Genomic DNA, 19,083 nt, shown 5'->3' with positions numbered 1-19,083 from the left:
CCGGCCCGTCACCGGTACGAGGGAGCGAACACCGGCACCAGCGCCGGGTCGTTGAACGACGTGATGCGCGCGATGCGCCCGCCGCGCACGGTGAGCACCTGCACGCCGTACGGCTCGTCGGGTCCGTCGCCGGTGCGGTGGTGCACGACGAGGGCCGGCTGGCCGTTGGCGCGCGTGGGCGTCATCCGCCAGCGGCCCGGGCGCAGCACGCGCGCGGCGAGGAACCCCGTGACGGCGTCGCGGCCGGTGAACCATGTCGGGATCGGCGGCATCTCCAGCTCGACGTCGGCGCGCAGGAGACGGACCAGCGCTTCGGCGTCGGCACGGGTGAACGCGTCCACGTAGTTCTCGAGCAGCGCCCGGTCGGTCTCGCCGGTCGGTTCGGTCATCTCGTCCTCGATCGGTCCGGCCTCGGCGAGGTGGGTCCGCGCGCGGCGCAGGGCACTGTCGACGGCCGCGGTGGTCGTGTCGAGCAGCTCCGCGACCTCGGCCGTGGGAAACGCCAGCACGTCGCGCAACGTCAGCACCGCCCGCTGCCGCGCGGGCAGCAGCTGCAGCGCGGCGATGAACGCGAGCCGCACCCCGGCCCGCGCCGCGGCGGCCACGGCCGGGTCCCCGGCGCCGAACTCGGGGGCCGGCTGGAGCCAGGCGAGGAACGGCTCACGAGAGGCCACCGGCACCCGGTGGTCGTCGGCCGGCGCGCCCAGGCCCGACGGCAGCGGCCGCCGGGCCCGGGTCGCCAGCGCCGTCAGACAGGCGGTGGTGGCGATCTTGTACAGCCAGCGCCGCACCGACGACCGGCCCTCGAATCCGCCGAACCCCCGCCAGGCCCGCAGATACGTCTCCTGCACGAGATCCTCGGCGTCGTGGATCGAGCCCAGCAGCCGGTAGCAGTGCGCGAGCAGCTCCGGCCGGAACGGCTCGGTCAGCGCGCTGAACTCAGCGTTCGACGGCATGGCCTCTCCCGTGGTGCGCGGGAGTCCACTGTAGAGGCCGCTCACGGCAGCGGGCGCACGCCGGCACCGCCGACCACGTGCTCCGGCCCGGCGGTCTCGTCGGCCGCCAGCTCCAGCACGGCCTTGGCCACCTGCTCCGGCGTGAGCACCGGCTGCAGACTGTCGATGAACGCGTCGCGGGCCACGCCCTGGCGGGCCGCGTAGGCGGTGACGCCGGCCGAGCCCACGCCGGCCGTCGGCGTGAGCTGGGGGAGCAGCGTGAGGAAACGCAGGCCCAGCCCGGCGCGCTCGGCTTCGTCGGCCGCGTAGCCGCGCAGGTAGCGGACCGCGGCCTTGGCGCTCGCGTAACCGCCGCTGAGCGGCGACCCGGCCAGCGCCGCACCGCTCGACATCGACACGACCACGCCGCCGGGCGCGAGCGGCTCGCGCAACGCCGCGCGCGTCCACTCGAAGACGTGCCGCGTGTCGGTGTGCCAGTTGCGGCTGAAGGTTTCCCAGGTCTGGTCCTGCACCGGCGCCATGTGCGGCGTCGCGCCGGCGTTGAGCACGAGCAGATCGGGCCGGTAGTCGCGGAGCACGGCCGCGGCCAGCGTTTCGTCGGTCGCGTCGGCGGCCAAGGGCGTGAAGAGGTCGCCGGCCTCGTCGCGGACGGCGAGCAGATCTTCTTCACTGCGCGCGATCCCGACGACGCGCGTGCCGGCGGCCACGAGCGCGACGGCGATCGCGCGCCCGAACCCACGGCCGGCTCCGGTGACGACGGCGGTCTGGAAAGACATCGGACACTCCCGGGTGGTGAGGGAACTCGGTCCGCATCAAGACCGCCCAGCGCCGCGAAAACCGTCGGCCTGTTGCTGTGTCTTGGGTCACAGCAGGCTCGGCGGTGCAGGTTCCGCGCCTCCGTGAGAATCGTCTTCTCGAGGCCGAAGCCACCCGCGCCGTCCTTGGCCTTGTCGACGAGATCGTGGTCGGTGAACAGGTCGACGCCGGCCGGAACCTGGGCGGTGAGGTCGACGCCCGCACTGACCTTGTCGAACGGCCCCGCGGCTTTCGCGGCGCCGGCGGCGGCCTCGCCGACCCCCCGGGTGCCGGGGAGGCGGCCGATCGTGTCGCCGCCGAGGCCGAGTCGGGCGTTGGGGTCGTCGTAGCTGTCGGTGCCGATCATGTCGATCGCGCGCGCGGCGAGCGCGGTCGCGCCGGCCAGTACCGCGACGGGCAGCGCGGCCACGCCGACGCCGGGGATCAGGACCGGCCCGCCCGCGACGGTGGCCACCATGCCCGCGACGTCACCGACCTTGCCCAGGAGTGTGTCGGCGTACGGTGCTTGCGCCGGCGCGTGCAGGCCTTGCGTCTTTCCCGCGACGAGCGCCTGCAGCACCTCGGCCACCTTGTCACGAGCTGCCGCTGCCTGGCCTTCCCCGCGGCGCCGTAGGCCGGGTTCGCCAGCTGCAGGTACAGCGTCGGGTTGACCGCGATCGTCTGCGCGACGGCCGTCGTGACCTCCTTGAGTGTCCGCGGGTAGCGATCGGCGAGCTGGGCCTGCTGCTCGGGCGCTCTGCTGCTGTTCCTGAGCGTCACGGCGTGCGCGGCCATGCTCCGGCCCATCGCACCGCCGGCCTCGTCACGCCAGGCGCGCTCCGGAGCCCGGCGCTGGTCGGCCGGCTCGGTGCCCGCCTGGGCCCGCCGGTTTCCCCGCCCTGCGCCAGTTTGCGGCGAGCTCGGTGACGTCGTCCTCGTCGTCGGGCGGCCACGCGTCCGCGAGCTGCTTGACGGCGGCCCACAGCTCGTTGTCGGGCTCCGCGATGGCCACGGCTCACTCCTGCCCGAACGCGTCGCGGAGGGCAGTGTCCGCGAGCGCGTAGCCGGCGATCGCGGCGTAGCCGGCGTCGGCGAGGGCCTCCACCCCGTGCGCGATCCGGGCGGCCTGCTCACTCAGCTGCTGCGCGCTTCATCGCCGTCCGGATGCCGTCGCCGTCGAGGTGCGCGCCGTCGGAGTCGAATGCCATGTTCGTTGTCTCCCTTCGGTTCCGGTCAGCGGGGAGCGAGGTCGAGCTCCACCACGTCACCGCGCGCGGCCACCTTCACGAAAACCAGGCCGTCGCCGGACTCGGCCTCCTCGACGACCGCGGCGAGCTCGCGCTGGATCCCGCGGACCTCCTCGGCCGGCCGCTCGACCGCGACCGGTTCGTAGCTCAGCACCCGGTTCTCGTCCATCGCAGCCTCCGCTCGTGGGGCCGTCGCGACGAAGCCTGGCGTGCGCGGGCGGCCCGGTGAGGGGGCGTGGCACCTTCCGGCCGCCGGATCGTATAACGACCTATACAACATCCTTTGTGGACACCCGCGCTCCGCCGTCGGTCTCCCAGTCGTAGACGACCGTCGTCCGGAGGACGACGTCCTGCAGGGACCGGCGGTGGGGGCTCACGATCACCCACAGCAGCCCGATCGGGAAGACCACGCAGAACAGCGCCCGGGCCGCGGCGCGGACCCAGCCCAGGTGCCGGCCGCGGCCCAGGACGCGGAGGCCGAGCAGCGCGCCGCCGTAGCTGCGGCCGATGGTGGCCCAGCTGACCGTGAGGTACACGATCGCGACGGCCGCGGACATCCCGCCGGCCAGTGCCGGCGGTGCCGCGGGCCACCGGAACGACAGCGGCGACGCCGCGAACAGCGCCGCCACCACCGCGAGGTAGCCGCCGACCGTGAGCAGCCCGGTCACGGCCGCGTCGAGCACGGCGGCGACCAGGCGCGTGACGAAGCCCGCCGGCCCCTCAGGCGGGCCGGTCACCACGGCGCCGCAGCACGCGGTCGACCACGCGGGCCACGGCGTCGTCGGCGTTCACCCCGGCACCCCGCACGCCCCGGATCGCTTCCCCCGCAACGGTTCCGCTGGACTGCCGCACGACCTCGGGCAGGTCCATCGCGGCCACGAGGTCACCGAAGTCCAGTGTGGACACCACGGCCGCCACGTCGACCTCGGCGAGCACGGCGTCGAGGTCCACGTGCTCGCCGATGAGCTTCGGCACGTCGACCGCGTCGAGCACGACCGCGGCGGCCGCGGTCACCACGTCCCGCACCGCGCGGCGCGCCACGTCCTCGGGCACGGCGGCCGTCAGCACGGCCCAGCCCGCCCGCCGCAGCGGGGTGGACGCCCACCAGCCGGCCTTGAGCGCCACCGCGCCCAGCCCCAGCACCGCACCGACGCGGTCGGGCTCGTCGTTCACGGCGTCCCCTTTCAGCCGGTCGCCGCCGGCCGGTCGCCGGGGACGTCGAGGAACTGGATCACGGCGAGGACCACCAGCAGCACGAGGGCGATCAGCAGCACCGCGAGCCCGCTCGGCCGATCGAGGAACAGGAACACGAGCACGGCGATCGCGACGGCACCGGCGCGCAGGGCCACGCGGTAGGAGTGCACCCACTTGCCGAGGCCGGTGGCGCGCAGGCCGCTGCGCGAACGCAGCCACGTCAGTCCCTTGACCACGCCCTGGCGGATGTGCACGGCGGTCGACGAAGGACCGGCGAGGAAGGCGCCGAGCGCCACCACGATCCCGACCGCGAACAGGGTTCTCAGACCGTCGCGCAGGAACCGCAGCACGATGTCGAACGCCGCCGAGACCGGCGCCGCCGAGCGGCTCGGGACCGCGTCGACGACGATGGTGCGCCCGATCGCGAGCCCGATCGCGAGGACCAGCATGCTGAACGCGAACCCGAGCGCGGCGCCGATGAGCGCTCGCCGTTTGTGCTGGGCGACGTAGACGCCCGCGGCGAGCAGCACGATCGCGATCCACGGCAGCCACGTCGCGAGCCGGTCCGAGGTGGTGTACCACGAGCGCGCTTTCACCAGGCCGGCCGCGTCGGCGACCTCGATCGTCGGGTGGACCTCGGGGATGCGGTTCACGATGGTGAGCCCGTCGGCGGCGAGCTGCTGCTTCGCGTCGTCGATGAACGGCGCGAGGTCGAGCACGACCTTGTCGCCCTGGATCGCGATGGCCGACGCCGACCCGTCGAGCACAGCGACCGCCTGCTGGTGGGCTGTTCGGATCACGCGGTCCCAGGTCTGCGCGATCCGGTCGCTGGCGACGAGGGTCGCGACACGGCCGTGCACGAAGCTCTGCACGCCCGACGCGAGCGGACCGGTCAGGGCCTCCAGCCGGTCGGTGACGGCCGGCGGGACACCCTGGGCCGCGAGCGCGCCGACGGCGTCGGTCGCGATGGCCTTCACGTTGATGTTCGTGAAGATCGCCTCGGTGACCCGGTCGGTCACGGCCGCCTGCACCGCCGGGTCGCGGATCAGCGGGCTCATCGTGGCGGTGAACCGGTCGGTGTCGGAGATCTGGTTGTTCACCCACACCGACGCGAGCGCGAGCGGCGCGAGGATGCAGCCGAGCACGATGAGGATCGAGGACACGATCGGCCGCCAGCTGACGTGGCGGCGTTCGCGGGTGGCCCGAAGCCGGGCCACTTCGAGCCGCAGTTGTTCCAGCTCGGCCCGCTCGTCCGCGGTCGGCTCGGTGAAGTGGTCTGTGCGCTCCGACATGACCGGCCGGTCCGATCAGCTCGACATCATCTCCCGCAGAGCGGCTTCCTGCTCTGCGGACAGGTTGGACTGCAGCAGCTCCGGCTTGTGGCCGCCGGCCTCGATCGCGGCCTTCACCTTGTCGACCACCGCGTCGCTGGACATGAGGAACAGGGCCGAGGTGCCGGGGGTGATCTTGTCTCGTACGGACTTGATGAAGTCGTCGTCGATGCCGACGTCGGTCAGCGATCCGGCGAGCGCGCCGGTGGCCGCGCCGATGGCGGCGCCGATGAGCGGCATCAGGAAGATCAGGCCGAACAGCATGCCCCAGAACATCCCGCTCATCGCGCCGCCGGCGGTGAGGTTGCGCAGCTGGCGGGTCTTCGGCTTCTTGGCGTCGGGTTTCCAAGACACGGTGGCCGCGTCGTGGATCGCGATCAGTTCCTGCTTGGCCAGGCTCCGGAGGGTGTCCACCGCGTTGTCGGCTCCGTCGGGGCTGTCGAACTTCCACACCGTCAGCGTCGTCATCGTGCTCTCCTGTCGGGTTCGCGGGCTGCGCCGACGCCACCGTCGCCCGGCGCGGCCCCGTCCGCCTCGCCCCTGCGGGGTGAGACCCGCCGCCGCACCGCCGCGGCCCCCAGCCGCAGCTCGGTGCGCCGCACCGCGTCGTGCCGGGCGGCCTGCGCGCCGGCGTCGAGCGCGCGCACGAGGGGTGAGCAGGGGCTGTGGCGGGCGCGGATGCCGGCGATGCGCTCGGCGAAGTCGGTCGGGCGGCCGTCCGGGGTCGTGCGCATGTCGCAGAACCACAGGGCGTCGCGCAGCACGGTGCGCTCGTCCGGGTAGCGGGCGAGGTCGGCCCCGAGCCCGCGCTCCTCGGCGATGAACTGGGCGGCCGAGTGCTGGGCCACAAGGTTGACCAGCCGGGGCGGTGCCGACACCGCGACGAGGAACCGGGCGCCGTCGAGCGGATGGTAGCCGGACACGACGAGCCCGGGCGCGTAGCCGATGTCGTGCAGGAGGGCGGCCGCCACGAGCAGCTCTTCCTCGCCGGCGCGCAGCAGGCTCGGCCCGACCTGCCGCCCGCACTTCGCGACTCCCTGCACGTGCTGCCACCGCCGGGGCAGTTCGTGCGAAAGGTGGCGCTGCGCGAGGCGCCAGGCCCACGCGATCAGCGGGCCTCGAGGGCGCGTCGCCGGTTCAGCGGCGGCTGGGGCGGGTTCGGAGTGCGTCGGGGGCATGTGCGACCAGCGCCCAGATGACCAGCACGTCGAGGGTGAGCACGACCAGCGCCCAGAACGGCGCGGCGGGCAGGAAAGTCAGGTGCGCCAAGGCGCTGAGCCCGGCGATCGCGATGCCGGGGTAACGGGCCCAGCTCGCCCGCGCTAACAGCCCGAGCCCCGTGACCACCGCGGCCACGCCGAGCACCAGGTGCACCCAGCCCCAGCCGGTGAGGTTGAACAGCAGGGTCCCGTGCGCGGTCACGGCGTAGTACTGCGGGTCGAGCAGTGCCGTGAGCCCTTCGACCAGGGTGAAGCTCCCGAGCAGGAGCATCATCGTGGCACCGAAGAAGATCCAGCGGGCCCAGCCGGACTCCTCGTCGGCAGGCAACTCCTGCGCGGGTGCGGCCGGGCGCACAGCGTGATCGCTCATGGTCGGGTCCCTTCTCCTGGCCGCGGACATCTTCGACGGCCGGGCTCGCGGGCGCTTCGCCCGGTGCGGATGAAGCCCTCCATTCCGGACGTCAGCGGGCCGGCCGTCCGGCGAGCACGCGGAACAGCACGAGCAGCGCCTCGCCCATGCCCTTGGGTGAGGCCGCCGCTGGGGCGATGCCGGGCGCGTCCAGCGGCACGCGGACGCGCAGCGCGCCGGGCAGCGTGCGGAACCGCAGTGGTGGTTCCAGCCGAAGCGCCTCGCCGTCGACGCCAATGTCCACAAGGGACTGTCCCGAGCTCACCACGAACTCCTCGGCCTGCCACTCCCGGTAGCCGGGGTAGCGGGCGAGCTGGCCGGTGAGCTCCGCGGTGACCAGCGCCGGCAGGTCGCGCGCCCGGTCGACGCTCACGGTGACGATGCCGAGCGAGCCGCTGTCGAGCCGTTCGCGCGAGCCGAAGCCGCTGAGGCGGTCGAGGCGATAGGCGCCGTTGGACACGAGCACGATGTCGGCCGGCGGGCGGTTGTCCTCGCCGGGCACGCGGTACTGGAGGTCGAAGTGCTCGGAGTCGGGGCCCAGCAGCTGCGGCAGCTGACCGGCCACTGTCGACACCTTGGCGTCGCGGTAGCCCGGAGACTGGACCACCGTGGCGTACACGCCGAGCGAAGCGTTGTTCACGAACACCCGGTCGCCGATCAGCGCGAGGTCGATGCGGTGCTCGGCCGCTTCGCCGTACGCGTCGAGGGCGGCGGTCACGTTCTCGCGGTCGAGCCCGAGGTCGAGGGCGAAGTGGTTGCGCGTGCCGGCGGGCACGCACACATACGGCAGCCCGTGGCGGCGCGCGACGTCGGCGACCAGCGCCTGGGAACCGTCGCCGCCGGCCATCCCGAGCACGTCCGCGTGGTTGGCGGCCTCTTCGGCGAGCTCGCGCAGGTCGTCGCCGCGGCGCAGCACGACAGGGGTGATGCCGCGTTCGCGCGCCTCGCGTTCGAGGTCGAACTGCGCCACCTTCCCGCCGCCGGAGCGGGGGTTCATCAGCAGCACGCCGTGGCGCGCGGGCCCGACGCGGTCGGCCCGCACCCGCCGGGCCAGGTCGCGGCCGATCGCCACCCGGGCGGCCAGGGCCGCGAGCATCGTCAGCCCGAGGACCAGCGGCAGCACCACGAATGTGCGCAGGTCCGGCAGCAGGGCGATCGCAGCGAGCGCGAGGACCGCCACGATGGTGAGCACGATCCGCGCGAGCCCGTGGCGGGCCAGCGCGGCCCAGGCCGCGATCGTGGCGATCACCAGCAGCACGACGGCGAGCACCAGCTGCCCCGGGCTCCTGACCGCGGCGATGACCGCCACGACGATCGCGGCGGCCAGCGCGAGAAGGGCGCCCAGAGCGCACGCGCGCCGGGCCAGCGACGGAGCAGGGCCGGTCATGCGCCGACCCTGCGTGGGCGGGCGGCCCCGTGTCGTCACCCCGTCCGGATGATGCTTCGTCTCACCCCGTGCGGGGGAGGAAAGGCGCTCGCCGGCGGGTGAAGCTGCCCCGATGGTGCTCACCTCACGACGTTCGACGGCCGAATCCCGGGAAGACCGGATCGCGCGGGGCAAGGCGGCCCGTGCGGCCGCTCCGCGGTCGAGCCACGCCGGGTTCACGCGCGAACGCGGCCGCCCGGATCCGCTGGAACTGCTCGCGCGCCAGGACGAATCGCGGGTCGAGGAGCTGCTGCCGATCCGCTACGGGCGCATGGCGGTGTCGCCGTTCACCTATTTCCGCGGTGCCGCGCTGCCGATGGCGAGCGACCTGTCCGGCACGCCGGTGAGCGGGCTGCGGGTCCAGGCTTGCGGCGACGCGCACCTGATCAACTTCGGCGTGTTCGCCTCGCCGGAACGCAAGCTCGTGTTCGACATCAACGACTTCGACGAGACCCTGCCCGGGCCGTGGGAGTGGGACGTGAAGCGCCTCGCGGCGAGCCTCGAGATCGCGAGCCGGCACAACGGGTTCTCCGCCCGCCAGTGCCGCGGTGTGGTGGTCGCGACGATCGCGCAGTACCGCAAAGCGATGCGGGAGTTCGGCGAGCGTACCGCGCTCGACGTCTGGTACGCGCACGCCGACGTCGGTCAGGTGGAGGCCTTGTACGCCCATCGCTTGGGCGGGCGCCGGCGCCGGATGATCGAGAAGGGCATGGCCTCGGCTCAGGCGCACGACAACCTCGGCGCCCTGCGCCGCTTCACGTCGGTCACCGACGGCAACGTGCAGATCAAGCCCGACCCGCCGATCGTGCTGCCCCTGGAGGAGATGGCGCACACCAAGAAGGCGGTGGACGAGGTACGCAAGCAGCTGAACTCGATCCTGCAGGCCTACCGCGCCACACTGGAACCCGAGCGGCGCGTGCTGCTCGACCGCTACCGGATCGTGGACATGGCGCACAAGGTCGTGGGTGTCGGCAGCGTCGGCACGCGGTGCTGGATGGTCCTGCTGCTCGGCAACGACGACCGCGACCCGTTGTTCCTGCAGGCGAAGGAAGCCGGCCCGTCGGTGCTGGAGGAGTTCGCCGGGCCCAGCGACTACGACAACGCGGGGCGCCGTGTGGTCGTGGGCCAGCGGCTGATGCAGACGGTGAGCGACATCTTCCTCGGCTGGGTCCACGTGACCGGTGCCGACGACCGCCCGCGCGACTTCTACCTGCGCCAGCTGCGCGACTGGAAGGGCTCGGCCAACGTCGAGACGATGGACCCGCACGACCTGCGCACCTACGGCATGCTGTGCGCGTGGACGCTCGCGCGCGCCCACGCCCGCACCGGCGACAGCGTCGCGATCGGCGCCTACGTCGGCTCCGGTGACTCGTTCGACCAGGCGATCGCCGAGTTCACGCGCGACTACGCCGACCAGAACGAGAAGGACCACGCGGCGTTGACCGAGGCCATCAAGACGGGTGCGGTCAAGGCCGAGTCCGGGCGGTGAAGGCGCGGCAGCTGCTCGGCCCGGGTGTGCTGCGCCCCGTGCTGACGGTGGCGACGCTCATCGCCGTGTACTACCTGCTCCCGGTGGACCGGCAGCTCGACGCTTGGACGATCGTGGGGCTCGTCGTCGGGGTCACGCTGGTCGTGGTCCTGGTCGTGGTCGAGGCGCGCGTGATCCTGCGCTCCATGCGCCCGGCGTTGCAGGGGATCCAGGCGCTGGCGCTGGTGGTGCCGCTGTTCCTGCTGGTGTTCGCCAACGTCTACTACGTGCTGCAGTACAACGTGCCGCAGAGTTTCAGCGCGCCGCTGAATCGCACCGACTCGCTGTACTTCGTGGTCACGGTGTTCGCGACGGTCGGGTTCGGCGACATCGTGCCCGTGACGCAGGCCGCGCGACTGCTGGTCACGGCGCAGATGATCGCGAACCTTCTGGTGGTCGGCGTCGCGTTGCGGGTGCTCCTGACGGCCGTGCAGCGCAGCCGTTCGCGGTTACCGCCTGGCGGGCTTCGGGATCAGCAGCGCCGTGACCACCCCGATGAGGCCGAGGCACACGAGCATGATCAGGGCGATGCCGAACGGCCCGTTGCCCGGGACGGCCGCGCCGGCGAGCACGGAGCCGACCAGCGCCGTGCCCAGTGACGAGCCGAGGTTCGACACGCTGCGCGAGACGCCCGAGATGTCGCCCTGCGCCTCTTCCGGCGAGCTCGACTGCACGAGGTTGACCGACGCCGTCAGCATCACGCCGACCCCGATGCCCATCAGCAACAGCCCGGGCGTGAACGTCCAGACGCTCGAGTCTTCCCGGACCAGCACCAGCATCAGCACCAGGCCCAGGGTCGTGGAGCTGAAGCCGGCCCGGATCAGCCTGCGCAACGAGTGGCGCCGCGACATCCGTCCCGCGAGGGCCGACGAAGCGAGGATGCCGATGGTGGCGGGCACGAGCACCAGCCCTGTCTCGATCGCGTTGAAGCCGCGGATCTGCTGCAGGAACACCGACGTCACGAAGAATGCGCCCTGCATGACCAGCCACTGCAGCACCTGGGTGACGAGCCCGAGGTTCGACGCCTTGCTGCGGAAGATCTTCAGCGAGAACAGCGGGGCGCGCCCCGCGTGCTCCACGCGCCGCAGGTGCAGGAAGAAGATCGCCAGCAGCACGACCCCGATCGCGACGTAGATCCACACCGGCGACATGCCGCCCTTCGGGATCACCGCCGTGCCACCGATCGTGAAGTCCTCCCGCGACTTGAGCCACCCGTAGGTGGAGCTCTGCAGCACGCCGAAGACCACGAAGAACAGCCCGGCCGCCGACAGCACCGCGCCCCACACGTCGAAGTGCGGCGGGCGCTCGGCGATCGGCGGGTCGACGATGCGCAAGGCGAGGACGATGATCAGCACGATCACGGCCACCTGCAAGAGGAACGACGCCCGCCAGCCGAGGTAGCTCGTGATCAGACCGCCCAGCAGCGGCCCCGCCGCCGCGCCGAGCCCCGCCGCCCCGCTCACGATCCCGAAGTTGCGGGCGCGGGCGCTCACGTCTTCGAACACCACCGTGACCAGGATGTAGATCGGCGGGATCAGCAGCGCCGACCCGATGCCCTCCAGCAGCGAGTACCCCACGATCAGCAGCCCGATGCCCTGCGCGAACGACGAGAGCAGCGCGCCCGAGCCGTAGATCACGAGGCCCGCGATGAAGCAGACCTTGCGGCCGAGGAAGTCCGTGAGCTTGCTGCCGGGGATCATCAACGCGGCCATCGTGAGCGTGAACAGCGTGATCGCCGTCTGGATGCTGATGACCGACGTGCCGATGTCGTCGGCGATCGTGCTGATCGCCACGTTCATGTTCGTCGCCGCGTAGCTCGCGATGAACTGCCCGAGCGCGAGCGGCACCACGACGGCGGAAGCGGAGACGCTCTTCGATCCCGTGGCCATCGGGGGGCCCCTCTCCTCGATGCCCCACCTTGCGAACCCGCGTCTTCGACGGCATCACCTGCTGCGGATGACCCGCCGGAGCCCGGCTCGCCGGACGCCGGCACCGGGCGGGCACTGGGGCCGCCCGAGGGTTCAGGGTGTGAAGACCATCCGCTCGCCGGGGTCGGACGGGGCCGTCCAGGCGCTCTCGACGTCGGCGAGCGGGACGGCCCTCGCGGCGGTGGTGAAGGTGCCGGCCGCGAGCTCGTCGAGCAGGGACGGCAGTTCGGCGACGATGCCGGCGGCGGTCAGCGAACCCTGACCGCTGCCCATGATCCGCAGGTTCGCCGCGCGCAGCAGGGCCGAGGGCAGGGTGACGTCGGCGCCGGCGGGGGAGCCGATCTGCACCCAGGCCAGCGGTTTGCTGCGCTCGGCGCGGTGGGTGACGAGTGCCCGCATCGCGAGCTCGGCCGGGGCGCCCCAGGTGTAGTCGAGCACGACGTCGACGTCAGCGGCTAGCTTGTCCGCTTCTGCTGTCGCCACGACGTGGGTCGCACCGAGCGAGGTGAGCAGCTCCAGCCGCCGCGGATCCCGCCCGACCGCGATGACCTCGCCCGCCCCGAGGTGCCGCGCGACCTCCACCGCCAGCCGCCCGGCGTTGCCCGTCGCGCCGAGCACCAGCACACTCTGCCCCGGCTCGAAATCGACCCGTCGCCGCAACGCCACCCACGACGACATCGCCGGGTTCATCGCGGCCGCGACCACCACGGCGTCGGCGCCGGCGGGCAGCTCCACCGCGCGCCGCGGATCGACCACCGCGCGCTCGGCCATCGTCCCGGGCACGTCGTCGCCCGCGACGAAGTACACGCGTCGCCCGTCGGGCAGCCGGCCGACCCCGTCGACACCCGGGACCATCGGCAGCCGCCCGTCGCTGGTGTAGTGCGTGCCGCCCGCGCCGGACCGCACGCGTGGGTGCAGGCCGGCCGCGAGCACCTCCGCGAGCAGGTGCCCGCCGGCGGCTTCGGGCGTGTCGAACTCTTCGTAGCGGGGCGGCCGTTCGAACGACCGCACGACAGCTGCGTACACGGCGGTTCTCCTTCGGTTTAGTACGTGGAACAAACCAAATTAGTTTGCGCCACGTACTACGTCAAGTACGCTGTCGCCCATGGAGCAACCACTGGACCTGGGCATCGTCGACGGCCTGGCGCAGCTTTCCTTCCTGGTCCAGGGCGAGCTCGCCCACGTCGCCGCCGAGCACGGACTGTCGCTCGTGCAGCTGCGCCTGCTCGGCATCCTGCGCGACCGCACGCCGGGCATGCAGGAGCTCGCGCGGCACCTCGAGCTCGACAAGTCGAGCACCACGGGCCTCGTCACCCGCGCCGAACGCCGTGGCCTGGTCCAGCGCAACCCGGCCCCGCACGACGGCCGCGGCGTGCTCGTGTCGCTCACGTCCGAGGGGCACGCCCTGGCACGCGAGGGTGCGGCGGAGGTGGGGCGCCGGCTGGAGGCGTTGACCGCAGGACTTACCGAGGTGCAACGTTCCCGCTTGGCTCAGCTGGCCAGTTTCGTGGTGGCCGCGGCGGGATGACGCGCGTCGCGGGAACCGACTTGCCGGTGGTTGCCGCTGGACCGCCGCGACGAGCCCGACTGGATGGGCGGCGCAGTGCCGCGAGTGGCTGCCGGCGCGCGGGGATGCGCTCGGCTCGGGTCTCGCTGTCCGGAGGCACTGCCGAGGCGGCGAGCCGCGATGAGTCGGCCGCTGATCCTCAGGCGCCGATGCCTTCGAGCACCGTCGCCACCACGTCGTCGACCGACGGTGCCGGGGTCGGGCCCGTGTGGGGGACCAGGGCGGAGAACACCGTCTCGTGGCACGCGCCGACGAGCAGGGCCGCGGCGGCGTCGAGGCGGGCGGCGGGGGAGAGCCGGCCCAGGTCGCGTTCCGCGTGGAGGTAGGTCAGCAGGCGGTCGCGCCATTCGGTTCCCGTGGCGGTGAGGGACGCGAAGCGCGTGAGCACCGCCGGGTGGGCGAGCAGGCCGGCGAACGTGGGGAGGATGGCGTGGTGCAGGGCGAGCCCGTAGGTGAGGTGCGCGCGCAGATTGGCCTCGACCGTGCCTTCGCCGGGAGCCGGCAGGTCGCCCAGCTCGCGTTCGGCGTCGCGGACGTGGGCGCGCAGCGCGTGCGCCAGGAGTTCTTCCTTGTCGGCGAAGTGGTTGTACAGCACGCCGTCCGCGACGCCGGCGCGGCGGGCGATCGCGCGGACGGTCAGCTTCGCCGCGCCTTCCTCGGCCATGAGCGCGCCGGCTGTCGCGATGAGGTGCTCGCGCAGGCTGCGGTCCCCGTCGCGCAGGGCGGCTGCTGTTCTCGGTGACATCACCGCCATCGTATTCACCGGGTGGCGGTGACGAGCCACGCCGCGCCCCGCAGCCGCACGGCGCCGGGTTCGGCGAACGGGCGCAAGGCCTCCACCAGCGCAGTTTCGGCGCCCCGCGCATGATGCCGGACCGGGCCCCAGCCGGCGATGAACTCCGCCGCGTCGGCCACGTCGCGGCCCCAGACCTGGTCGGCCTCGACCCGCGTGCACGTGACGTCGTGGAACCCCGCCTCCGCCAGAACCGAGCGCGTGTGCGCGGGATCGGCGAGCGACGTCGGCCCGCTGCCCGAAGGCAGTGGCGCCAGTGCGCCGAACACGGTCCCGAGGTCGGTTCCTGCCAGCTCGGTCAGGCACACGAACGTGAGTCGCCCGCCCGGCCGAAGCGCGTGGCGCACGCCGGCGAAGGCCGCCACCGGATCCGCGTAGAACATCACCCCGAACCGGCTCAACGCGACATCGAACGAGCCCTCGGCGAACGGGAAAACCTGCACGTCACCCTGCTCGAACATCACGTTCGCGGCACTCCGGGCCCGTGCCGTCGCGAGCATCGGCCCGGACAGGTCGACGCCCAGCACCCGGCCGGACCCGGACCGCGCCGCCGCGAGCCGCGTCAGCTGCCCGGTGCCGCACCCGAGGTCGACCACGTCGTCGCCCGGACCGACCGCGGCCAGCAGAAACGGGTTGAACCCACTGTTCACCGCGTCGTAGCGATCGGCGTGCTCCGCCCAGTGCCCACCCTCGTAGCCGTTCCACGCCTCCGCCTGCGCCGTGTTGACGATCCCGGTCATGAGCTCCTCCTCGAGCGTTGTGAACACACGTTCATGAACAAGTGTTCATCATGACCCGCGGTGCCGGAGACTGTCAACCGGTCCGATGTGGACGGTCATGATCACGTCAGCGATTCGTAAGGCTCCGCCACCTCGGCCTCTGAGCTGATCTTGGTTACCGTCGGCCGGACATCCGATCACGACGAAGGGGGAGCCCGTGGTTTCTCGGGTCACACTGGGACGACACGCCGAGGCCGTGGGCGGGCTCGGCGTGCGCTACGGGCTCGTGCTGGTCGTCGCGTGGATTGCGGTGCTCAAGCTGACGGCGTCGGAAGCCATGCGCATCCAGCAGTACGTCTCGCACAGCCCGTTCCTGAGCTGGACGAACCACGTTCTGGACCCGCAACCCCTCGCGATCGTCCTCGGCGCGGTCGAGTTCGCCGCGGCCGTTCTCATCGCCGCCGGCCCGTGGGCGCCCCGGGTTTCCGCTGTGGGCAGTGCGCTCGGGATCCTGATTTTCCTGACCACGCTCAGCTTTTTCCTCACCACCCCCGGCGTCGGCGACGCGGCCGCGGGCGGCTTCCCCGCGCTGTCGCCGGTCGGCCAGTTCCTGCTCAAGGACGTGGTGCTGCTCGGCGCGTCGATCTGGACCCTGGGCCGGTCGCTGAACCTTGAGGAGTCCTAAGTGGACGAGTAGTTCCGCCCCTTCCAGTCGGCACCACGGCCGGTGAAGTGCCGGCGCGCCGAATCGAGCGTCATCAATGTGTACAGCAACGCCGTCACCGGCAGCAGCGCGCCGAGCACCGGCCACTGCCGGTAGTAGCGCGCGATCGGCACGAACGTCGCCGCCATCAGCACCCACGCCGCCAGCGCCGGCCACGACGGGCCGGCGAACGTCAGCACGGGGGGAGCGAGGAACACCAGAGCCAGGCCGACCACGGTGCCCGCCAGCACGAGCGGTGAGTGTCGCAACTGCGTGTACGCCGTGCGCGCCACCATCTGCCACAGATCGGAAAGCCGCGGGTACGGCCGGACACTGTGGACGTTCATCGCGAACCCCAGCCACGTCCGCCCGCCCGCCGCGGACACCGCGCGGGCCAGGGCGACGTCGTCGATCACGGCGCCGCGGACGGCCGCGAGACCACCGGCGCGTTCGAGGGCCGAGCGGCGCAGGAGTACGCACCCGCCGGCGGCCGCGGCCACCCGCGAGCGCGGGTTGTTCACGCGCCGGAACGGGTAGAGCATCGCGAAGAAGTACACGAACGCCGGCACGATCAGCCGTTCCCACGGCGTTGCGGTGCGCAGCACGGCCATCTGCGACACGAGGTCGTGCTCACCGCACGCCGCCACGAGGGTTTCGAGCGAACCCGGGCCGTGCTCGATGTCCGCGTCGGTCAGCAGCACGAAATCCACCGCGCCCGCCTCGGCGACGCCACGCGCGGCCGCCCACAGCTTGCCCGTCCAGCACGGCGGCAACGGATCCGGCGTCACCACGGTCAGCGGTAACGTGCCGGGTGCACCGCCGAAGCGCCGGGCGAGGTCGCCGGTGCCGTCGGAGCTGTCGTCGTCGACGAGGATCACGCGTGCCTCGCCCGGATACTGTTGCGCGAGCAGAGCGGGCAACGTCGTCGGGAGCACGGCCGCCTCGTCGCGCGCGGGCACCACTACCGCCACCGACGGCCACTCGGCCGGCCGCGCCAACGGCGGCAACCGCTGGTCCGTTCGCCAGAACCAGCCGTGGCCGAAGGCGAGTCCCAGCCACACCACGAGCGTGAGCCACCCGAGCACCGTCAGCACTCCGCGGATCCTAGCGCCGCGATCAGGCCTTGGCTCGACGACAGCATCGGTCAAGACCCATCGGACGACTGACCTCTCTCTTGCTGGAAACTCAGTCCCGAGTGAACGGCGTCAACCAGGTACAAACGCAGATTCCGCGGGAAGACAGGGAACGGACAGCCGAGCGCACCTCCTCCGAGTAGGTCTAGACATCCGATGGATCACGCACCTAGTGTGCTGGGCGATCCACCCGCTCTTCGGCGGCCGCCACCGGGGCACGCGGCCGCGCGGACCCGTCAGGAGGAGCACGTGCCGATCTCGACGCGCCGGAACGCCGTTCTGGCCGCACTGTTTTCCCTCGCCGTGGCCGGATCCACGGCCACGCCCGGTGCCGCCGCACAGCCGGACCGCGGCTGCACCGGACCGATCAAGACCGCGGCGATCATGACCGTCCAGCCGTGCGACGGCATGGACCGCGTCCTGGCCAAGGCCGCCGCCGTCGTGCCACGGCCCGGCCAGCTCGCCTGGCAGCAGCGGCCCGTCACCGCGTTCACGCATTTCGGCATGAACACCTTCACCGACCGCGAATGGGGTTCGGGCGCCGAGAAGGAGTCGACGTTCGCGCCACCGGCCGTGGACACCGACCAGTGGATGCGCTCGCTCAAGGCCGCCGGCGTCACGCAGGTGATGCTCACCGCCAAGCACCACGACGGTTTCGTGCTCTACCCGACCCGCTACACCGACCACTCCGTCGTCGCCAGCCCGTGGTGGCTCAGCGCGGGCTGCACCGACCCGAAGGCCGACGCCGCCCGACAAGCCGCGCAGGCCACGCACTCGCAGGACCCGTCCGCCTTCTGGCAGGCGCGCGACGCGGGCTGCACCAACCCGCGCGGCGACATCCTGCGCGACTACGTGGATTCCGCGCGCAAGGCCGGTCTCGAGGTCGGCGTCTACCTCTCGCCCGCCGACGGCGCCGAGCTGCCCGCGACTTTCTTCGCCGACGAGGTCAAGCGGATCGAGGCGAAGGTCGCCGCCGGCCAGTCGCTGTCCATCGAGGAACAGGCCACCTACGACGACCGCGCGAGCGCCCCGCAGGGCCAGGGCCGCTACGGCACCGGCAGTGCCGTGACCGAACGGACGATCCCCACGCTGGTTGCGCACGACGACCGAGCCGCCGCGCTGGCCGCCGGGAAGCTGCCGCGCTTCAGAGTGAACGAGGACGACTACAACACCTACTACCTCAACCAGCTCTACGAACTGTTCACCCAGTACGGCCCGATCGACGAGCTGTGGCTCGACGGCGCCAACCCGTGGCGCGACCGCGGCGTCAGCGAGAACTACGACTTCACCACCTGGTTCTCGATGATCCACGCGCTTTCGCCGAACACCGTCACGTTCGCCGGGCCGGCCGGCGTGCGCTGGGTCGGCAACGAGGCCGGCCAGGCGCGGACCACGGAGTGGAGCCCGCTGCCGACGACCGGCGACCCGAACACCGCGCACAACGAGGAACTGTTCCTCGGCGGCGCGACGGCCACCGACCTCGGCTCGCGCCAGGTGCTCGCCGACCCGTCCGTGCGCTTCCTGCAGTGGGCGCCGGCCGAATCCGACGTCTCGATCCGCCCCGGCTGGTTCTTCCACGCGGGAGAGCAGCCGAAAACCGCCGCGCAACTCGTCGACATCTACCGGCGCACAGTGGGCCGCAACTCCTCGCTGCTGCTGAACGTGCCACCCGGCCCGGACGGCGAGTTCGCCCCCGCGGACGTCGCGGCTTTGGCTGCCTTCGGCCAATCCGTCGCCGCCACGCAGGTGAACCAGGCCCACGCGCGGCCCGGCGACAAGGCCGTCGCCGCGGTCACCGACGGTTCGCTGACGACGTCCTGGACCCCACCGCACGGTGCGCTCGCGGGCACACTCGACGTGCCGCTCGCCCGGCCCGCGTCGTTCGACCAGATTCGCCTGGGCGAGGACATCAGCCGCGGCCAGCACGTGGAGGGCGCGACCGTGCAGGCCGAGGTCGACGGCGCGTGGCAGACGCTCGGCACCGTCACCACCATCGGCTACAGCCGCCTGGTCACGCTGTCGGCACCCGTGACGACCAGCCACCTGCGCGTGGTGATCACCCAGGCGCGGGCCACGCCGTACCTCTCGACCTTCGCCCTGTACCGCACCGTGGCACCGGCCGCCTGACCCGAGG

Annotated in this window: 21 protein-coding genes and 1 pseudogene; 6 read left to right on the top strand and 16 right to left on the bottom strand. The window is 72.3% G+C overall.

Annotated features, from left to right (window positions below):
* Window positions 1-8: 8 nt before the first annotated feature.
* Complete coding sequence (locus AB0M56_RS31430; protein WP_364182601.1) at window positions 9-956, bottom strand: RNA polymerase subunit sigma-70; 948 nt, start codon at window positions 954-956, stop codon at window positions 9-11.
* Window positions 957-997: 41 nt separating this feature from the next.
* Window positions 998-1,732, bottom strand: coding sequence for an SDR family oxidoreductase (locus AB0M56_RS31425; RefSeq protein ID WP_364182598.1), 735 nt, complete (start codon window positions 1,730-1,732; stop codon window positions 998-1,000).
* A gap of 104 nt (window positions 1,733-1,836) precedes the next feature.
* Here AB0M56_RS31425 and AB0M56_RS31420 point away from each other — a divergent pair, with 104 nt between their 5' ends.
* Window positions 1,837-2,385: a hypothetical protein gene (locus AB0M56_RS31420; protein WP_364182595.1), complete on the top strand. Its 549-nt coding sequence runs from the start codon at window positions 1,837-1,839 to the stop codon at window positions 2,383-2,385.
* 189 nt (window positions 2,386-2,574) lie between these two features.
* On the opposite strand, the gene AB0M56_RS31415 is transcribed toward AB0M56_RS31420, so the two are convergent.
* From AB0M56_RS31415 to AB0M56_RS31375, 9 genes are all read right to left on the bottom strand, one after another.
* A complete protein-coding gene (locus AB0M56_RS31415; protein ID WP_364182592.1) occupies window positions 2,575-2,763 on the bottom strand; it encodes a hypothetical protein in 189 nt (62 codons plus the stop codon).
* Between the two features lie 221 nt (window positions 2,764-2,984).
* A complete protein-coding gene (locus AB0M56_RS31410; RefSeq protein WP_364182589.1) occupies window positions 2,985-3,167 on the bottom strand; it encodes a YbaB/EbfC family nucleoid-associated protein in 183 nt (60 codons plus the stop codon).
* Window positions 3,168-3,267: 100 nt separating this feature from the next.
* A complete protein-coding gene (locus AB0M56_RS31405) occupies window positions 3,268-3,735 on the bottom strand; it encodes an RDD family protein (protein ID WP_364182586.1) in 468 nt (155 codons plus the stop codon).
* Window positions 3,719-4,171 (bottom strand): hypothetical protein, encoded by a 453-nt coding sequence (locus tag AB0M56_RS31400; RefSeq protein ID WP_364182583.1) that lies wholly within the window; start codon window positions 4,169-4,171, stop codon window positions 3,719-3,721. Before AB0M56_RS31400 ends, AB0M56_RS31405 begins: the two co-directional genes overlap by 17 nt.
* 11 nt (window positions 4,172-4,182) lie before the next feature.
* Window positions 4,183-5,484: a hypothetical protein gene (locus AB0M56_RS31395; RefSeq protein ID WP_364182580.1), complete on the bottom strand. Its 1,302-nt coding sequence runs from the start codon at window positions 5,482-5,484 to the stop codon at window positions 4,183-4,185.
* A 15-nt stretch (window positions 5,485-5,499) separates the two neighbouring features.
* Entirely contained in the window at window positions 5,500-5,991 is a 492-nt protein-coding gene (locus AB0M56_RS31390) for a DUF1269 domain-containing protein (protein WP_354874595.1), read from the bottom strand.
* A complete protein-coding gene (locus AB0M56_RS31385) occupies window positions 5,988-6,566 on the bottom strand; it encodes an HD domain-containing protein (protein WP_364182576.1) in 579 nt (192 codons plus the stop codon). Before AB0M56_RS31385 ends, AB0M56_RS31390 begins: the two co-directional genes overlap by 4 nt.
* 94 nt (window positions 6,567-6,660) lie before the next feature.
* Window positions 6,661-7,113, bottom strand: a complete 453-nt coding sequence (locus tag AB0M56_RS31380; RefSeq protein ID WP_364182573.1) for a hypothetical protein — start codon at window positions 7,111-7,113, stop codon at window positions 6,661-6,663.
* A gap of 91 nt (window positions 7,114-7,204) precedes the next feature.
* Window positions 7,205-8,539, bottom strand: a complete 1,335-nt coding sequence (locus tag AB0M56_RS31375; protein ID WP_364182570.1) for a diacylglycerol kinase family protein — start codon at window positions 8,537-8,539, stop codon at window positions 7,205-7,207.
* A 112-nt stretch (window positions 8,540-8,651) separates the two neighbouring features.
* Between AB0M56_RS31375 and AB0M56_RS31370 the strand changes: the two genes are divergently transcribed.
* Together AB0M56_RS31370 and AB0M56_RS31365 are read left to right on the top strand one after the other, a co-directional pair.
* On the top strand, window positions 8,652-10,067 hold the full coding sequence (locus AB0M56_RS31370; protein ID WP_364182567.1) for a DUF2252 domain-containing protein: 1,416 nt from the start codon (window positions 8,652-8,654) through the stop codon (window positions 10,065-10,067).
* A gap of 185 nt (window positions 10,068-10,252) precedes the next feature.
* Window positions 10,253-10,480: pseudogene (locus AB0M56_RS31365) on the top strand (potassium channel family protein); the annotation flags it as partial.
* A 75-nt stretch (window positions 10,481-10,555) separates the two neighbouring features.
* On the opposite strand, the gene AB0M56_RS31360 reads toward AB0M56_RS31365, so the two are convergent.
* Window positions 10,556-11,995, bottom strand: a complete 1,440-nt coding sequence (locus AB0M56_RS31360; protein WP_364182565.1) for an MFS transporter — start codon at window positions 11,993-11,995, stop codon at window positions 10,556-10,558.
* A 132-nt stretch (window positions 11,996-12,127) separates the two neighbouring features.
* Window positions 12,128-13,060: a zinc-binding alcohol dehydrogenase family protein gene (locus AB0M56_RS31355; protein ID WP_364182562.1), complete on the bottom strand. Its 933-nt coding sequence runs from the start codon at window positions 13,058-13,060 to the stop codon at window positions 12,128-12,130.
* Between the two features lie 79 nt (window positions 13,061-13,139).
* Here AB0M56_RS31355 and AB0M56_RS31350 point away from each other — a divergent pair, with 79 nt between their 5' ends.
* A complete protein-coding gene (locus AB0M56_RS31350; RefSeq protein WP_364182559.1) occupies window positions 13,140-13,562 on the top strand; it encodes a MarR family transcriptional regulator in 423 nt (140 codons plus the stop codon).
* A 178-nt stretch (window positions 13,563-13,740) separates the two neighbouring features.
* Here the strand turns inward: AB0M56_RS31350 and AB0M56_RS31345 are convergent, their stop codons facing one another.
* Together AB0M56_RS31345 and AB0M56_RS31340 are read right to left on the bottom strand one after the other, a co-directional pair.
* Window positions 13,741-14,346 carry a TetR/AcrR family transcriptional regulator gene (locus AB0M56_RS31345; RefSeq protein ID WP_364182556.1) on the bottom strand — a complete coding sequence of 202 codons (606 nt, stop codon included), beginning with the start codon at window positions 14,344-14,346 and terminating at the stop codon, window positions 13,741-13,743.
* Window positions 14,347-14,360: 14 nt separating this feature from the next.
* On the bottom strand, window positions 14,361-15,134 hold the full coding sequence (locus AB0M56_RS31340) for a methyltransferase domain-containing protein (RefSeq protein ID WP_364182553.1): 774 nt from the start codon (window positions 15,132-15,134) through the stop codon (window positions 14,361-14,363).
* A gap of 196 nt (window positions 15,135-15,330) precedes the next feature.
* On the opposite strand from AB0M56_RS31340, the gene AB0M56_RS31335 reads away from it, so the two are divergent.
* The gene (locus tag AB0M56_RS31335; protein WP_364182550.1) at window positions 15,331-15,798 is read left to right on the top strand and encodes a DUF417 family protein; all 468 of its coding nucleotides are present in this window, start codon (window positions 15,331-15,333) and stop codon (window positions 15,796-15,798) included.
* Here the strand turns inward: AB0M56_RS31335 and AB0M56_RS31330 are convergent.
* Window positions 15,795-16,910, bottom strand: coding sequence for a glycosyltransferase (locus tag AB0M56_RS31330; protein WP_364182547.1), 1,116 nt, complete (start codon window positions 16,908-16,910; stop codon window positions 15,795-15,797). The genes AB0M56_RS31335 and AB0M56_RS31330 overlap by 4 nt on opposite strands.
* 288 nt (window positions 16,911-17,198) lie before the next feature.
* Here AB0M56_RS31330 and AB0M56_RS31325 point away from each other — a divergent pair, with 288 nt between their 5' ends.
* The gene (locus AB0M56_RS31325) at window positions 17,199-19,076 is read left to right on the top strand and encodes an alpha-L-fucosidase (protein ID WP_364182544.1); all 1,878 of its coding nucleotides are present in this window, start codon (window positions 17,199-17,201) and stop codon (window positions 19,074-19,076) included.
* Window positions 19,077-19,083: the final 7 nt, after the last annotated feature.

This window comes from Amycolatopsis sp. NPDC051372 (assembly GCF_040682095.1).
In the GTDB taxonomy this organism is placed as follows: Bacteria; Actinomycetota; Actinomycetes; order Mycobacteriales; family Pseudonocardiaceae; genus Amycolatopsis.
This window is presented reverse-complemented; position numbering and strand designations above follow the sequence as displayed.

What these genes read in the sequence shown, in the direction of transcription:
- AB0M56_RS31430 (WP_364182601.1), bottom strand. Translation starts at nt 956, where the DNA reads ATGCCGTCGAACGCTGAGTTCAGCGCGCTGACCGAGCCGTTCCGGCCG.
- AB0M56_RS31425 (WP_364182598.1), bottom strand. Translation starts at nt 1,732, where the DNA reads ATGTCTTTCCAGACCGCCGTCGTCACCGGAGCCGGCCGTGGGTTCGGG.
- AB0M56_RS31410 (WP_364182589.1), bottom strand. Translation starts at nt 3,167, where the DNA reads ATGGACGAGAACCGGGTGCTGAGCTACGAACCGGTCGCGGTCGAGCGG.
- AB0M56_RS31395 (WP_364182580.1), bottom strand. Translation starts at nt 5,484, where the DNA reads ATGTCGGAGCGCACAGACCACTTCACCGAGCCGACCGCGGACGAGCGG.
- AB0M56_RS31390 (WP_354874595.1), bottom strand. Translation starts at nt 5,991, where the DNA reads ATGACGACGCTGACGGTGTGGAAGTTCGACAGCCCCGACGGAGCCGAC.
- AB0M56_RS31380 (WP_364182573.1), bottom strand. Translation starts at nt 7,113, where the DNA reads ATGAGCGATCACGCTGTGCGCCCGGCCGCACCCGCGCAGGAGTTGCCT.
- AB0M56_RS31375 (WP_364182570.1), bottom strand. Translation starts at nt 8,539, where the DNA reads ATGACCGGCCCTGCTCCGTCGCTGGCCCGGCGCGCGTGCGCTCTGGGC.
- AB0M56_RS31370 (WP_364182567.1), top strand. Translation starts at nt 8,652, where the DNA reads ATGGTGCTCACCTCACGACGTTCGACGGCCGAATCCCGGGAAGACCGG.
- AB0M56_RS31360 (WP_364182565.1), bottom strand. Translation starts at nt 11,995, where the DNA reads ATGGCCACGGGATCGAAGAGCGTCTCCGCTTCCGCCGTCGTGGTGCCG.
- AB0M56_RS31350 (WP_364182559.1), top strand. Translation starts at nt 13,140, where the DNA reads ATGGAGCAACCACTGGACCTGGGCATCGTCGACGGCCTGGCGCAGCTT.
- AB0M56_RS31345 (WP_364182556.1), bottom strand. Translation starts at nt 14,346, where the DNA reads ATGTCACCGAGAACAGCAGCCGCCCTGCGCGACGGGGACCGCAGCCTG.
- AB0M56_RS31340 (WP_364182553.1), bottom strand. Translation starts at nt 15,134, where the DNA reads ATGACCGGGATCGTCAACACGGCGCAGGCGGAGGCGTGGAACGGCTAC.